At 60.8% G+C, this 15609-nt stretch carries 15 protein-coding genes; 13 read left to right on the top strand and 2 right to left on the bottom strand.

The features are described 5' to 3' along the window. Positions 1-29: 29 nt before the first annotated feature. Positions 30-725 carry a TlpA disulfide reductase family protein gene (locus tag ACLIRY_RS11955; protein WP_413205616.1) on the bottom strand — a complete coding sequence of 232 codons (696 nt, stop codon included), beginning with the start codon at positions 723-725 and terminating at the stop codon, positions 30-32. On the opposite strand from ACLIRY_RS11955, the gene argH reads away from it, so the two are divergent. From argH to ACLIRY_RS11890, 13 genes are all read left to right on the top strand, one after another. Continuing rightward, positions 724-2154 (top strand): argininosuccinate lyase, encoded by a 1431-nt coding sequence (gene argH, locus ACLIRY_RS11950; protein WP_413205615.1) that lies wholly within the window; start codon positions 724-726, stop codon positions 2152-2154. The genes ACLIRY_RS11955 and argH overlap by 2 nt on opposite strands. A 15-nt stretch (positions 2155-2169) precedes the next feature. Next, entirely contained in the window at positions 2170-2610 is a 441-nt protein-coding gene (locus ACLIRY_RS11945) for a hypothetical protein (protein ID WP_413205614.1), read from the top strand. A gap of 59 nt (positions 2611-2669) precedes the next feature. Next, positions 2670-3938, top strand: a complete 1269-nt coding sequence (lysA, locus tag ACLIRY_RS11940; RefSeq protein WP_413205613.1) for a diaminopimelate decarboxylase — start codon at positions 2670-2672, stop codon at positions 3936-3938. A 239-nt stretch (positions 3939-4177) separates the two neighbouring features. Next, entirely contained in the window at positions 4178-5110 is a 933-nt protein-coding gene (locus tag ACLIRY_RS11935) for a peptidylprolyl isomerase (protein WP_413205612.1), read from the top strand. A gap of 145 nt (positions 5111-5255) precedes the next feature. Continuing rightward, on the top strand, positions 5256-6494 hold the full coding sequence (argJ, locus tag ACLIRY_RS11930; RefSeq protein ID WP_413205611.1) for a bifunctional glutamate N-acetyltransferase/amino-acid acetyltransferase ArgJ: 1239 nt from the start codon (positions 5256-5258) through the stop codon (positions 6492-6494). Next, positions 6475-6969, top strand: coding sequence for an 8-oxo-dGTP diphosphatase MutT (mutT, locus tag ACLIRY_RS11925; RefSeq protein WP_413205610.1), 495 nt, complete (start codon positions 6475-6477; stop codon positions 6967-6969). The genes argJ and mutT overlap by 20 nt, the downstream gene beginning before the upstream one ends. 59 nt (positions 6970-7028) lie before the next feature. After that, the gene (locus tag ACLIRY_RS11920; RefSeq protein ID WP_413205609.1) at positions 7029-7802 is read left to right on the top strand and encodes a competence/damage-inducible protein A; all 774 of its coding nucleotides are present in this window, start codon (positions 7029-7031) and stop codon (positions 7800-7802) included. Positions 7803-8015: 213 nt separating this feature from the next. After that, positions 8016-8264 carry a hypothetical protein gene (locus ACLIRY_RS11915; protein WP_413205608.1) on the top strand — a complete coding sequence of 83 codons (249 nt, stop codon included), beginning with the start codon at positions 8016-8018 and terminating at the stop codon, positions 8262-8264. 472 nt (positions 8265-8736) lie between these two features. Beyond that, positions 8737-9000, top strand: a complete 264-nt coding sequence (locus ACLIRY_RS11910; protein WP_413205607.1) for a DUF4212 domain-containing protein — start codon at positions 8737-8739, stop codon at positions 8998-9000. 19 nt (positions 9001-9019) lie between these two features. Then, entirely contained in the window at positions 9020-10798 is a 1779-nt protein-coding gene (locus ACLIRY_RS11905; RefSeq protein WP_413205606.1) for a sodium:solute symporter family protein, read from the top strand. 149 nt (positions 10799-10947) lie between these two features. Next, positions 10948-12804, top strand: coding sequence for a DUF294 nucleotidyltransferase-like domain-containing protein (locus ACLIRY_RS11900; protein ID WP_413205605.1), 1857 nt, complete (start codon positions 10948-10950; stop codon positions 12802-12804). A 2-nt stretch (positions 12805-12806) separates the two neighbouring features. After that, a complete protein-coding gene (locus tag ACLIRY_RS11895; RefSeq protein WP_413205604.1) occupies positions 12807-13745 on the top strand; it encodes an exonuclease domain-containing protein in 939 nt (312 codons plus the stop codon). 267 nt (positions 13746-14012) lie between these two features. Continuing rightward, positions 14013-14531: a hypothetical protein gene (locus ACLIRY_RS11890; protein WP_413205603.1), complete on the top strand. Its 519-nt coding sequence runs from the start codon at positions 14013-14015 to the stop codon at positions 14529-14531. Between the two features lie 63 nt (positions 14532-14594). Here ACLIRY_RS11890 and mltG read toward each other — a convergent pair whose 3' ends face one another. Then, the gene (mltG, locus tag ACLIRY_RS11885) at positions 14595-15590 is read right to left on the bottom strand and encodes an endolytic transglycosylase MltG (protein ID WP_413205602.1); all 996 of its coding nucleotides are present in this window, start codon (positions 15588-15590) and stop codon (positions 14595-14597) included. Between the last annotated feature and the right edge of the window lie 19 nt (positions 15591-15609).

The raw sequence follows: 15609 nt of genomic DNA, 5'->3' as shown, positions 1-15609 counted from the left end.
AACCGGTGCCCAGTTTTCCTCATTCCACGTTAACGCACAGCGAAATGCGTTTCTGTGATTCGGGGCAGGTGGGTTTGATCCTGCTCCGACTCGCCAACCAGATCGGCGAGAACGGACAGCACGTCTGGCATGTCCCACTCCTTGAAGCCCTCGTGACGGGCGACCTCCCGTCCCTGAATGTCAAGGATCAGGGTGGTGGGCAGGCCGCGGAGACCGAAGATTTTCCCGGCGCTTAGGGTCGGGTCCAGGGCAACGGGCAGGTGGGTCAGGCCTGCGCCCTGGTAATAGGCCGGAACCTTGGTTTCCCCGCCCCGATCCTGGGACAGGGTCAGCACAACCACCCCTTGGCCAGCGGTCTTTTCCGCCAGCGAATCCAAGGTCGGCATTTCGCGAACACAGGGTGCGCACCACGTGGCCCAGACGTTCAGCACCACCACCTGCCCCCGCAGGTCGGAGAGGTGACGCTCCCGCCCATCACCATCCTGATAGGTCAGGTCCACGGGATTCTCCCGGTCTGCCAGGGGGGTTACGGCAAGGCGCTCGTTGGCCACCGGTTGGGCCACCGATTGGGCGAGCGCGGCCCTTTTGTCCAGCGCACAGAGCGTATCGGCCGTCTGCGCCCTTGCATCCTGGACGGAAATGGTCAAGATCACCCCTCCCAGGGCGAGAAGACTCGCTCTGGCCAGTTTTCGCGCCCAGTTCCGGAACAACGGTTTATCCATCATGTCCTCTCCCAATACCGAGACCAATGAGACCACCCGATCCGCCAGCACCATTTGGGGCGGCCGCTTTGAAAGCGGCCCGTCGGCGATCATGGAAGCGATCAACGCTTCCATCGGCTTTGACAAGCGTCTCTACCGTCAGGATATAGAGGGCTCCAAGGCCCATTGCGATATGTTAGTCGCCGTCGGCATCTTGACTGAGGAAGATGGGGCGGCCATTCAGGGCGGTCTCGATCAGGTTCGGGCAGAGATCGAATCGGGCCAATTCGTCTTTCGGACCGAATTGGAAGACATCCACATGAACGTGGAAAACCGCCTGCGAGAACTGATTGGCGATGCCGCTGGGCGGTTGCATACGGCGCGCTCCCGCAATGATCAGGTGGCCACGGATTTCAAGCTTTGGGTGCGCGATACCCTGGACGGTGTCGATGGGGCGTTGGCCAAGCTGATCCATGTTCTCATCAATCGGGCCGAGGAGCATGCCGAAACGGTGATGCCCGGATTTACCCACTTGCAAGCGGCCCAGCCGATCACCTTCGGCCACCACATGCTGGCCTATGTGGAGATGTTCGGCCGGGACCGGGGACGCCTTGCAGACTGCCGGGTGCGCATGAATGAAAGCCCGCTGGGCAGCGCGGCGCTGGCCGGGACCTCCTTTCCCATCGATCGGGAGAAGACGGCGGCGGCGCTTGGCTTTGACCGGCCCACGGCCAATTCCCTGGATGGGGTCTCCGACCGGGATTTTGCCCTGGAGTTCCTGTCGGCGGCAAGCATCTGTGCCATCCACCTGTCCCGTTTGGCCGAGGAACTGGTGATCTGGACCAGTGCCCAATTCGCCTTCGTTCGCCTGCCCGACGAATATTCCACCGGAAGCTCGATCATGCCGCAGAAGCGCAACCCGGATGCCGCCGAACTGGCCCGGGCCAAGGCAGGGCGGATCATCGGTGCGCTCAACAGTCTGCTGATTGTCATGAAGGGCCTGCCGCTGGCCTATTCCAAGGACATGCAGGACGACAAGGAACCGGTCTTCGAAGCCGCAGATACCTTGGAACTGGTGCTGGCCGCCATGACCGGCATGATGGAGAAGGTCACCCCCAACACCGAGCGTCTGCGCGCCGCCGCAGGCGTGGGCTTCACCACGGCGACCGATCTCGCCGACTGGCTGGTGCGCGAGTTGGGCACCCCCTTCCGCCATGCCCACGAGGTGGCAGGCAGTCTGGTGAAGATGGCCGAGAAAAAGGGTGTCGGGCTCGAGGATCTGACCCTGGAGGAGATGAAGACCATCGAACCCCGCCTGACCGAGGATGCGGTGAAAGTCCTGTCCGTGGACTGGTCCGTGCGAAGCCGGACCAGTCAGGGGGGGACCGCACCGGACAGGGTCCGCGCAGCCTGCGCCGCAGCCCGTGACCGTTTCCCCCCGCCCCAAGCGTAAAAGAGGACGTTGGCCATGCGCTCCCTCAGTACCCCTCTTCTCCTGTCTCTGGCTCTGACCACGGGTTTGTTGGCCGGATGCGGCAAGGTCGCGCCGAACAAGTCGTTCAAGGGTGAGGACGTTTATCCCCTACGCTATCCTTACGAGCCGAGCGATCTTTATGCGCCCTACTATCCCAAGGATCCGGCCCTCCGGTCCGTTTCCAGGGCCGAACGGGATCAGCGGGAAGCTGAGAAAAACGAAAGTAACACCCAGGTCATTGTCCGAAAACGAGTCGAGACCGCCCCCGGACGGGTCATGACTGCCCCTGCGGGGTCGGTGATCACGGCCAATCCCTCAGGTGTGACCACGACGAGGACTGTTCCGAACACGCCCGCGCCCAGCACGCCTGCGCCCAGCTATTCAGCGCCGACTACCTCGGGGACATCCTATCCGGATGGGTATAAACCGCTTTGAACCGTCGATCGATTTTCTCCCATCCTCTCCCGTTTGCTTCTTAGATCAGGCCTTATTCCATGGATCATTTTGCCTATCGCGATGGCGTATTGCACGCCGAATCCGTCTCCATGACCCGCATCGCCGAGGCTGTGGGGACGCCCTTCTACGTTTATTCCTCTGCGACTTTGACCCGCCATTTGACGGTCTTTACCGAAGCCTTCGCCGGGCTCGACGCTCTGGTATGTTTCGCCACCAAGGCCAACGGCAACAAGGCCGTTCTGAACCTGTTGGGTAAGCTGGGGGCCGGGGCGGACGTGGTCAGCGTTGGCGAGATGCACCATGCCATTGCGGCGGGCATCCCGGTTGACCGCATTATTTTCTCCGGCGTGGGCAAGACCCGGGATGAACTGGCCGCAGCCCTGACCGCCGGGATTTTCCAGATCAACGTGGAATCCCTGCCCGAGTTGGAATCCCTGTCCCAGGTGGCCGTCGAGATGGGGGTGGAGGCTCCGGTCTCCATCCGCGTCAATCCGGACGTGGCGGCCGATACCCATGAGAAGATCACGACGGGCCGCAAGGAAAATAAGTTCGGCATCGAGTGGATCAATGCTCCGGCCATCTACAAGCGCGCCCAGGCCCTGCCCGGGATCGCGGTGAAGGGCGTGGCGGTTCATATCGGGTCGCAAATCCTGGATCTCGCTCCCTTCCGGGCCACTTTTCAGCGTCTGCGTGACCTGATCTTGCAACTGCGCGTCGAGGGCATCCACCTGGAGCGGGTGGATCTGGGCGGCGGTTTGGGTGTCCCCTACCGGCGGAGCGATCCCAGCAGCCCACCGCCCGCAGACTATGCCGCCATGGTCAAGGAGGTGCTGGGCGACCTGGGCATCAAGATTGTTTGCGAACCTGGACGGCTGATCGCGGGCAATGCGGGCATGCTCGTGTCCAAGGTGATCTATGTGAAGGAGGGGGAGAGCCGGTCGTTCCTGATCCTCGACGCGGGCATGAACGATCTGGTGCGGCCCGCCATGTACGAGGCGTTTCATGACATCCTGCCCGTGGACGAACCGGCGGCCGATGCGGAAAACGCACCGGTCGATGTGGTTGGACCCATTTGCGAGACCGGGGACTTGTTCGCCCGCCAACGCCTTCTGCCGCCCATCCCGGCGGACGCCCTGGTGGCCTTCGCCACGGCGGGAGCCTATGGGGCGGTGATGGCGTCGACCTACAACGGCCGTCCGTTGATCCCCGAGGTTCTGGTGGATGGGGACCGCTTCGCTGTCGTCCGTCGTCGCCCGACGCTGGAGGAAATGACCGCCCTGGAAAGTTTGCCCGACTGGCGCTGTTAAGGGGAATCCCATGGTCCGGGAGATGGACTCCCTTCGCCACGAAAACGCCACGGATTGACCCCGGTGCTGACCTTGAGTTGGACGCCGGGATGTGGTGTTGTGACACTCGCGTGATCATTCCACGCACCAGACCCATTCCGGGCGTCGGGACCCGGGCTTCGCCACATCCGTTCCGGGGTGCGGAGCCCAGGGGTCTTTCAAACAAGACGCACTTCAGAACAAGACAAGGAACAGTGTTGATGCTTTCCACCCGCGTCCGCCGCGCCACCCTGGCCGGATTCCTCGCTCTGCCCCTGCTCGCCGCCCCCGCCCTGGCGCAGGACGATACGAAAGCCGCGCAGGCGGACCCCAATGCGGTTGTCGCCAGGGTCAATGGGCACGAGATTCCCTATTCTGCGGTTGAAGACCGCTTCGCCGAAATGAAGGCCGCCCAGCCCCAACTCGGCGCCATGCCCCTGAGCATGGTTTACGATCATATCCTGAATTCTGTGGTCGAGGCCGATCTGGTGACCCAGGCGGGTCGGGACGAGCGGCTGGAAAATGACCCCGAGGTTCAGAAGCGCATGGCCGCTCTGCTCGACCGCTTGATCGCCGGGGCCTACATGCAGAAGGTGGTGGATGAAACCGTCACCGACGAGGCCATCAAGGCCGAGTACGAAAAGCGCAAGGCCGAGTTCGTTCCCGCCAAGGAAGTTCATGCCCGGCATATCCTGGTGAAGACGGAAGACGAGGCCAAGGAGATCATCAAGGAGCTGGACGGCGGTGCCGATTTCGTCGAGCTGGCCAAGACAAAGTCCACCGGTCCCTCCGGCCCGCAGGGCGGCGACCTGGGCTTCTTCACCAAGGATCGCATGGTGCCCCCCTTCGCTGAGGCAGCCTTTGCCATGGAGCCCGGCACGGTCTCCAAGGAACCGGTGAAGACCGACTTCGGCTGGCATGTCATCAAGGTCGAGGAAATTCGCGATACGGCCTTCCCGGCGCTGTCTGAGGTTGAGGAGGACATCAAGAATGAACTGGCCAACAAAGCCGTTGGCGACCGTATTGAGGCCCTGAAGAAAAAGGCAGAGATCTCTCTCTTCACCCCTGACGGGAAGCCCCTGGAAGAGGCCAAGACCGAAGGTGAGGACAAGGCGGCCGACGAGGCCGCCAAGGACGAGGCTCCCAAGAAGTAGGCGTTCCAGCGGGAACTTGCTATATACGAGGGGGAGGGGCGAAGTGTTCCTCCCCCTTGTCTTATGCGGGTTCGGGGTTTCGAACCCATCGACGGTTTTCCTTCCACCAGGGGCATCTGTCCCGCTTCTTTCTTCGTGAGCCGCCATGAGCACGACCGCTTCTCCCCTCGCCCCCGCCGCTTTCCCCGAGATGCCGCCCATCGCCGGTGTCGAGCTGGCCGCCCATAACACCGGGCTTCGCTACAAGAACCGGTCGGATCTGCTGGTGGTTCGCTTGGCGGCGGGCACGACGGCGGCGGGTGTTTTTACCAAATCCAAGACCCGCTCCGCGCCGGTGGATTGGTGCCGGGCCGCCTTGAAGGCGAGCGATGGTCAGGGCCGGGGATTGGTGGTCAATGCCGGAAACGCCAATGCCTTCACCGGCAGCCACGGCATTGCCTCGGTTCAGCGGACGGCGGCCAGCGCCGCCAAGGCCCTGGGCTGCGCCGAGACCGAGGTCTATATCGCGTCGACCGGCACCATCGGCGTGACACTGGATGACAGCAAGATCAGCGCCGTGCTGGAGACGGTGTCCGACAGCCTGGGCAAGGCCACCTGGGAACAGGCAGCCGGCGCCATCATGACCACGGATACCTATGCCAAGGGCGCCACGGCTACCGCCGAAATCGACGGCGTGCCCGTGACCATCTGCGGCATCGCCAAGGGGTCGGGCATGATTGCTCCGGACATGGCCACCATGCTGTCCTATGTCTTCACGGACGCCGCTTTGCCCGCTGACGTGTTGCAGGAGCTGTTGGCCAAGGGCGTCGACAAATCCTTCAACGCCATCACCGTGGATGGGGATACCTCGACCTCCGACACCTTGATGTTGTTCGCCACCGGGCAGGCCGGAAACGGTCCGATCATGAAGGCCTCCGACGCCAAGCTCAAAGCCTTCAAGACGGCTCTTCTTGCCGTGCTTCAGGACTTGGCCCACCAGGTGGTCAAGGATGGGGAGGGCGCGACCAAGTTCGTCACCGTGACCGTGAGCGGTGCCAAGTCGAACAAGGCGGCCAAGACCATCGCCCTGTCCATCGCCAATTCTCCCTTGGTGAAAACCGCTGTGGCCGGGGCAGATGCCAACTGGGGCCGGGTGGTCATGGCTGTGGGCAAGTCCGGCGAGGAAGCGGACCGGGATTTGCTGGAAATCCGCATGGGCGGTCATGTGATCGCTGCGGCGGGGATGGCGGTCCATGACTATGACGAGGGCCCCGTGGCCGCACATATGAAGGGCGAGAGCGTGGACATCGAGGTCGAGTTGAACCTGGGCAAGGGCAAGGCCACCGTTTGGACCTGTGACCTGACCCATGGCTATATCAGCATCAATGCCGACTATCGGAGCTGATCGACCGATGGTGTTGTCCGACGGGATCGTGGAAGAGGGATGCTGGGCGGCGGAAAACCGCCCGGCCAAGGGGGATCTGCCGATTCTTCTGGTGTCTGCTGTGGCTTTGGTCGACGTGGATGGGCGGATTCTGCTCGCCCAGCGGCCAGAGGGGAAAAGTCTTGCCGGGCTGTGGGAGTTCCCCGGAGGCAAGGTCGACCCGGGCGAAACACCGGAGGCCGCTCTGGTGCGGGAGCTGGAGGAGGAATTGGGCATCGACACCCGGACCAGTTGCCTCGCGCCGCTCGCCTTCGCGTCCCATTCTTACGAGCGTTTTCATTTGTTGATGCCGCTCTTCGTCTGTCGGCAATGGAAGGGCACGCCAATGGGAAGGGAGGGACAGACCCTGGCCTGGGTTCGGGCCGCCCGGTTGCGGGACTACCCCATGCCGCCGGCGGACCTGCCGCTCATTCCCCTGTTGCAGGATTGGCTGTAAAAGGATCCGGCGTGTCTTCTCCAGCGTAGGAGGAGTACTGCATAACCGGGAGATCCTCTATGTCCGCAGCCACCTCTACCGTCGCCCCCATTGCCGCTCTCGTCATCATCGGCAACGAGATTCTTTCGGGTCGAACCCATGATGTGAATGGCCAATGGCTGGGCAGTCGATTGGCGGGGATGGGCATTCCCCTCAAGGAAATCCGCGTGGTGGCCGATGACAAGGACGCCATCGTCGAGGCCGTGAATGCCCTGCGGTCCCGCAATACCTATGTCTTCACCACCGGGGGCATCGGCCCCACCCACGACGATATCACCACCGAATGCGTGGCCGCCGCCTTTGGTGCGAGGGTGGTGTTGAACCCCGAGGCCAAGCGTCGGCTAGAGGCCCATTATGGCGAGCGCCATACGGACCTGAACGAAGCCCGTCTGCGCATGGCCCATATCCCCGAGGGGGCCGATCTGATCGACAACCCGGTGAGTGCCGCGCCCGGGTTTCGGTTGGAGAACGTCCATGTCTTGGCCGGTGTGCCGTCCATCATGCGTGCCATGTTTGACGGGATTGCCCATACCCTGACCGGCGGCGCCCCAATCCGTTCCCTGGCTGTGACGTCCCATGTGCGGGAAGGGGATATCGCTGGATCACTGGGCGATCTGCAGAACCGCTATCCGGACACGGATATTGGGAGCTATCCCTTCGCCAAAGGAAATCGGATCGGCGCCAGTGTGGTGATTCGCGGAACAGATCCCCACATGTTGCAAGAGGTCGGGGACCAAGTGGCCAAGCTGATGCGCGATTTGGGAGAAGACCCGGAAATGGGCGAGGTCGCCTGAGGCTGGGGAGCTTGCTGCTGGCCCGCCTTGCGATTGATCAATGACACCGCACAATAGGGCGGCCAGGGTTAGCCTTGGATCACGGCTTTGAAATTCGGTCTGATCGACCGAATTTCAAAGCCGTGATCTAAATTGTAGTAATTTTAGAGTGTCTTAAAGTTTGCTCGCCTTTGCCTTCTTCGCTTCGCCGCCTTGTCAGAAGGATGGATTGTCATGCCCCTAAAACCCTATGAAATCCGCGCCCTGCGTTTCATGCTGGGGCATCTCGCTGTGGGAGTGCTTGGAGCCTTTGTCTTCGGAGGCTTGCTCCTTTACCTTGATGTCGGCTCCATCCGCACGCTGATCATGGCCTCCCGCGAATGGTATATCTATGGGGGATTGTTGTTCTTCGGCCTGATCGTGACCTTCGGCGGTGTCGCCATGGCTATCGGTGTCATGGGCCTGGGCGAAGATAAACACTGAAGTTTGACCTTTCGATTTTCAGAAGGGGAAACCGGAAGGAGATGGGAGCTTCGCGGCAAAGCAGCATTTTATTTGGGGCGATCTCTCACGCATCCCGGATATATGGGCGATTGTGCGGTGCAAAAGAACCAAGAATCGGGTCTTGAGTAATATCGTTACAGATTAGTCGAATTGTCGGTAAGAATATGAAAAATCAGGCGATTTTGTGATTTCCCCCTGAAAAACCAAGTTTTTGCCATCTTGAATTGGGTGGGGCCCTGGCCTGCAAGCGGTTTTTCCGCTTTTTTTCAGCGTTGGAATCGATATGCTGTGCGCCGTGGGGCCAGCTACGGAACAATAATAAGAAGAATTTAGGGGGGAGTGGGTTCCGATGTCTCCTCCTGGTTTTTCCGAATGAACGGCGGCCCCTGGGCGCTTTGCGCGTCCTGTCTGTCGGAGTGGGGATGAAAACCTTAAAGGGAGGTGATTCACCATGAGTGATCCCAATAAATCGGGAGCGGCCTACTGGAAGGCAACTCTCAAATTGATCATGACCTGTCTCGTGGTCTGGTTCGTCGTGTCCTATGGCTTGGGCATTCTCCTTGTGGAGCCGATGAACAGCATTCAGATCGCCGGCTTCCATATGGGCTTTTGGTTTGCCCAGCAGGGTTCGATTTACGTCTTCCTTGTTCTGGTCTTCTACTATGCGTGGAGGATGAATAAGTTAGACGAAGAATTCGACGTGCAAGAAGACTGAAGTCAAAGGGACAGATATTATGGATCTTAAGACTCTCACATATTTGGTGGTGGGTGCCAGCTTCGTGCTGTACATCGCCATTGCCATTTGGGCCAAGGCTGCGAGCACGGGCGAATTCTACGTCGCGGGCAAGGGGGTGCACCCTGTCCTTAACGGCATGGCCACCGGCGCCGACTGGATGTCTGCGGCCTCCTTCATCTCCATGGCGGGCCTGATCGCCTTCCTGGGCTATGGCGGTTCCGTTTACCTGATGGGCTGGACCGGTGGCTATGTGCTGCTGGCGATGCTGCTGGCTCCCTATCTGCGGAAGTACGGTAAGTTCACCGTGCCGGAGTTCATTGGCGACCGGTATTACTCTTCGGCGGCGCGGATTGTCGCCGTGGTCTGCCTGATCTTCATCTCCTTCACCTATGTCGCCGGTCAGATGCGCGGCGTGGGGATCGTCTTCGCGCGCTTCCTCGAGGTGGACCTGCTGACCGGCTTGATCATCGGCATGGGTATCGTCTTCGTCTATGCCGTGCTCGGCGGGATGAAGGGTGTCACCTATACCCAGGTGGCCCAGTACTGCGTGCTGATCCTGGCCTATACGGTTCCGGCCGTCTTCATTGCCTTCCAGCTGACCGGCAATCCGATACCCCAGTTGGCCTTTGGATCCACCGTTGTGGAAGGCAAGGCCGGTGGCGGTGCCTACATGTTGGACGCTTTGAACAAGATCGTGCAGGACCTCGGCTTCCTTGAGTATACTGCCGGTGGCAAAAGCATGATCGACATCTTCGCGATCACAGCGGCCCTGATGGTGGGTACGGCGGGTCTGCCCCATGTGATTGTGCGCTTCTTCACCGTTCCCAATGTGAAGGACGCCCGGTCTTCCGCTGGTTGGGCCCTGGTCTTCATCGCCCTGCTGTATACCGTCGCCCCGGCCGTTGGCGCCATGGCCCGGTACAATCTGACCACCACCATTCAAACCGGTGAAGTGGGCAGCAAGGACGGCAACCTAGCCATCGCCGACGTGCCCGAATGGATGACCCGCTGGCAGGCTACCGGCCTGATCGACTGGGAAGACAAAAACGGCGACGGTCATATCCAATACTACAATGACAAAAACGCCGCGATGCAGGCGAAGGCCGAAGCCTTCGGCTGGAAGGGCAACGAGCTGCATGTTGACCGGGACATCATGGTTCTGGCCAACCCGGAAATTGCCAAGCTTCCCAACTGGGTCATCGCCCTGGTGGCTGCGGGCGGTATCGCTGCGGCGCTGTCAACCGCTGCGGGGCTGCTCCTGGTGATCTCCTCCTCCGTCTCCCACGACCTTCTCAAGGGCGTGATGCTGCCGGATATGTCGGAAAAGGCAGAGCTGATGGCCGGTCGTATCGGCGCCGCCGTCGCGATTGGGATCGCCGGTTATCTGGGGTACAACCCACCGGGCTTCGTCGCCCAGGTGGTGGCCTTCGCCTTTGGTCTGGCGGCCTCCTCGCTGTTTCCGGCGATCATCATGGGGATCTTCTCCAAGAAGATTAACCGTGAAGGCGCGATCGCGGGCATGCTGACCGGTTTGGTCTTCACCATGGGGTATATCCTGTACTTCAAGGGCGTGTTCATTACCCCGATGGCGGAGAACATTCCGGCGAACTGGTTGTTCGGCATCTCTCCGGAAGGTATTGGCTTCATTGGTATGATCCTCAACTTCGTGGTGGCCTTCGCCGTCTCGAGGGTGACCAACGAGCCTCCCGCGCATATCCAGCATTTGGTCGAGGACATCCGGACGCCGCGTGGCGCTGGGATCGCCCACGACCACTAAGGATGGGGAGTGGGTCCGGGAAACCGGACCCAGGCACCGAAAATTCCTGGGCGGATCCCACGGCTGTCGTGGGGTCCGCTTTTTTCTGAGCTGAACACCGCCGGGAGAGAGACTGCGGTGATCGGCCCCATGGAAGCAGGGGAACCAAGATGGATGTGGAACTGATCGAAATACGGGACTTCCTGGCCGCGACCCATCCCTTTGACGTCCTGCCCGTCGAGGAGCAGGACCAGTTGGCCAAGGAGGTGGAGATCCGCTATGCCCGCAAGGGCACGGAGCTGATCACGCCGGGCAAGCCCGCCGAATTCCTATACATCGTACGCACCGGTGCGGTGGAAACCCATGACCCAGAGGGGGAATTGCTCGCCCGTCTGTCCGAGGGGGAAGTCTGCGGTGTGCGTGCCCTGATCCGGGGGGAGGCGATCAACCGCAGTCATGCGATTGAAGATAGTCTTCTGTACCAGCTTCCGGCCAAGCGTTTTGACACCCTGCGCAAGACCTACAAGCAGATTGATTTCTTCTTCGCCCCCATGGTGGGGGGACGATTGTCCACCGCTAAAGGCGCCGAAGGGGCCGAGCCGGAATTGAACATGCTCTCCATTCGCTTGGAGGAGATGCTGACCCGGGACCCGGTGACCGTCGATCCCGGAACGACGGTTCAGGGGGCTGCCCAATGCATGCGAGACAACCGGGTGTCCTGTGTCCTGGTCACCGAAGGGACGAGGTTGGTGGGAATTTTCACCGATCGGGATTTGCGCAACCGGGTGGTCGCCGAGGGGATCGCTTACGGGACCCCCCTGAAAGAGGTCATGACCGCCGATCCCATCCGTCTCGACGTGGGGGCCTATGCCTTCGACGCGCTGCTGACCATGTCCCGCTACAACATCCGCCATCTTCCGGTGGTCCGGGGGGCGGATATTGCGGGCTGTATCACCACCACCAACCTGATCCGCACCCAAACCAATTCTCCGGTCTATCTGGTGGGCGACATCCATAAGCGGGCCGATGCGGATGGACTGAAGGAAGTGCTGTCCCATATCCCGGAATTGGTCCATCAGATGGCGGAGTCCGGGGCGACGGCCCATAACATCGGCCATATCGTTTCGACCTTGACCGACGCAGCGACGGTGCGGCTGATCCAGATTGCCGAAGCCCAACTGGGGCCTGCGCCCATTCCCTATGCCTGGGCTGCCGCAGGATCCCAGGGACGGCACGAGCAGACTGCCCAATCCGACCAGGACAATTGCCTGATCCTCGATGACGCTTTCGACGAGGCCCGCCACGGCGACTATTTCGCCCGGCTGGCCAAGATTGTCTGCGATGGCCTGAATACCTGCGGCTATGTCTATTGCCCCGGCGAGATGATGGCCATGACGGACCAGTGGCGTCGCCCGTTGAAAACCTGGAAAGGGTATTTCAGAAAGTGGATTGAGGAGCCGGAGCCGAGGGCTCTCATGCTCAGCTCCATCTTCTTTGACTTGCGCTTCATCCACGGTGAGCAGGCCTTGTTTGACGCTCTTCAAGACCTGGTTTTGGAAAAATGTCAGCAGAACAAGATTTTCCTGGCCTATATGGCCGGTAATGCCCTGACCCACCAACCACCCGTGGGGTTCTTCCGTAACTTCGTGCTGATCAGGGGAGGGGATCACAATCGGACCCTGGACATGAAGCACACCGGTGTCGTCCCGATCATCGATCTTGCTCGGGTCTATGCCCTTTCGGCCGGAGTGAAGGCGGTCAATACCCATGAGCGGTTGATGTTGGCCATGGAACGCAAGGCCATCAGCCAGGACGGTGCCATGGATCTGCGCGACGCCCTGGAATTCATCAGCCTGACCCGTCTGCGTCATCAGGCGCGGAAGATCCGCCTGGGCGAGAAGGCAGACAACTACCTGGAACCGGAGGCCCTTTCCAGCTTCGAGCGGTCGCACCTGAAGGATGCCTTTGGCGTGGTCAAGACCATGCAGGCGGCCATGTCCAATACCTATCAGGCGGGGCGGTTCTGACCATGACCCAGGAAAAGCCGCCGGAAGGGAGCCCTGCTGATGCCCCTTTCCCCGATGAGGGCCCACCCCGTAAGGGCGCCCCACCCCGTAAGGGCGCCCCACCCCACGAGGATACCTCACCCCATGAGGATACCTCACCCCATGAGGGCGCCCCGCCCCGCGAGGACGACTGGGAGGGGATCGAGGAAACCCGTCTGCGCACCGGCATGGTGGACAAGGCCTATGACAAATATGTCCACACCATGGAGCCCCTGTGGCGCCATGTCTTCGGCATCGACCTGCGCCGCTGGTGGTTGGGTATGCGGGCGCCCCATGGGCCGTTGAAGGAATACTATCGCAAGGATTATGGCACCCATGATCTGCCCTGGGATCGGGTGGAATTCCTGGCCATCGACCTGGAAGCCACCGGCCTGGATCCGGACCATGACGAGATCCTGTCCATTGGCTATGTACCGGTGATCAAAGGGCGTGTGAAGCTGTCCGAGGCCGGGTATCACCTGATCCGGCCCCACCGCCCGGTGCCGGAGGAAACGGCGGTGATCCACGGGATCCTGGATGGGCATCTGGAGAATGCGCCCAGTCTGGGCGAGGTTATGCCCCATGTGCTGAAGGCCATGGCAGGGCGGGTGCCCATTGCCCACCACGCGCGACTGGAGCGGTTTTTCCTCAGTCGGGCTTGCCGCCAACTTTATGGCAATCCCCTCGATATTCCCTTTGTCGATACCATGGTGCTGGAGCGCAAGGCCTTCGCGCGGAGCAATCGGGAGATCAAGCAGGGGGACCTGCGGCTGGCCCGGATCCGGGACCGTTATGGTTTGCCCCGCTATCGCGCCCATGATGCCCTGGTTGACGCCATTGGCACCGCTGAATTGATGCTTGTCCAGGCTTCGGCCCTGGAAGGCCGGAAGAAGGCCGTCCGAATGGGCGATCTACTGAGCTAGAGCGCAACGGGATCAGCTTGAGTCAAACTGGGCCACGATACACGACAGGGGGTGTTTTCCCATCACGGGGCTTTGCCCCGTCCCCCACTGGGGCCAAAAGCCCCCAGGCGCCGAGCTCTTATTTGTAAAAGAAAAATGGGGGTTTGGGGGCATTTGCCACCAAATGGGTTTGGGCAATCGCCCAAAAAATATAAGACATTGGCGTGTACCGTACGCGAAGTGACCTAACTTGATCTCGGAATACTCTAATTGGAGTGAGACCTTTCCATGTTGTTTGATCTGATTGTCGTTGCCTGCGTGGGTCTGGCGGCGGCGGGACTGCTGATGCTTGTGTTCCGAATCACCGGACGTAAGGCGCCCAAAACCCTGCTTCTTGTGACCGTCGGAGTGACGGTCATCCTTTTCAATTCCTGGAACCGATACACATGGGCGGATCGCATTGCCGCAGCCTTGCCGAAGGACGTGGCGGTGATCCAGCGCATTCCCTCGGAAAGTCCCTTTGAACCTTGGACCTACATCTTTCCCCAGGACTCGGGGTTGGTGATTTTTGATAAGCCGGAAACGCGCACCAATCCGGACTATCCCCAAAAGGTCTGGGTTCAACTTCTGTTGATCGGACGGGATGAACCGGAGCCCCTGAAACTGCAACGGATAGTCGATTGCGCTTCAAAAAGCTGGGCGAGTGTGGGCGAGGGAAACACTTTGGGAGAGGATGGTCTGCCCCCGGCCAGGGCCTGGAACAAGGGAGGCCAACCGGCCTATTTATTCGATGCGGTGTGTCAATAGACGGAAGATGTGGTGGGGCCTGTTCCTCAATGAAAGGAAACGGCGCGAAGCGCTTGCCTGAATCTACTGGCGGGAAGGCTGGGACTTCTGAACTTTCCGCCAAGCCCGGACATTGCGGTTGTGCTCATCCAGGGTCCGGGCGAAGGCGTGTCCTCCTGTGCCATCGGCGACGAAGTACAGGGCATCGGTGTCCGCCGGGTGTAGAACAGCAGCGATGGCGTCGGTTCCGGGGTTGCAAATGGGGGTGGCGGGAAGGCCGCCAATCCGATAGGTGTTCCAGGGGTGCTCTTTCCCCAGGTCCTTGCGGGTCAAGCCCCGCCCGAGGAGGCCGGTGCCCTCTGACAGGCCGTAGATAACCGTAGGGTCAGACTGTAGCGGCATGCCCTTGCGCAAGCGGTTGATGAAGACACCGGCCACCATGGGCCGCTCCGTGGCGACTCCCGTCTCCTTCTCAACCACAGAAGCCAGGATGAGGGCTTGTTCTTTGGTGGAAATCGGCAACCCTTCGGCCCGCCCTTCCCACAGACGGTCCAGGGTTTCGGTCATGGCTCTTTCCATGCGTCGAATCACCGAGTCCCGGGTGTCACCTTTCTGGAAGTTATAGGTTTCGGGGAGGAGGGCGCCCTCTGCAGGGGCTAAGGTGATGGGACCCTTGAGGCCCTCGACTCCGCGAATGATATCCAGGATGGTCGCGGTGGTCAGCCCCTCGGCCACAGTGAAGCGGCGCTGGACAACCGCGCCGGCCACGAGAAGATCCATGACTTGTGCGGGGCTTACACCCGGTTCGAACTGATATTCACCGGCCTTGAGCTGGCGTCCGGTCTTAGACAAGCGGACCCCAATTTTGAACACCAGCGGCTCGGCGATGATCCCTTCCTGGGCAAGGGTCTGGGCAATGGCGTCAACCCCGCTGCCCGGGGGAATCACAACGGTCCGTTCTTCGGCCAGCGGACCCTTGGCCCGGAATTCACCGGTCACATAGGCATAACCCATGAACCCGGCAAGCCCCAGGGTCGCAATGAAGAGGAGGAGGGCAAGAAAGGCGCGCAAGGTCGTCATGCTCCCCGTTTCGGCTTGA

The sequence above is a fragment of the Rhodospirillum sp. A1_3_36 genome (assembly GCF_047263945.1).
GTDB lineage: Bacteria > Pseudomonadota > Alphaproteobacteria > Rhodospirillales > Rhodospirillaceae > Rhodospirillum.
Note: the sequence above shows the minus strand (reverse complement) of the source record. Positions and strands in the feature narration are given on the sequence as shown.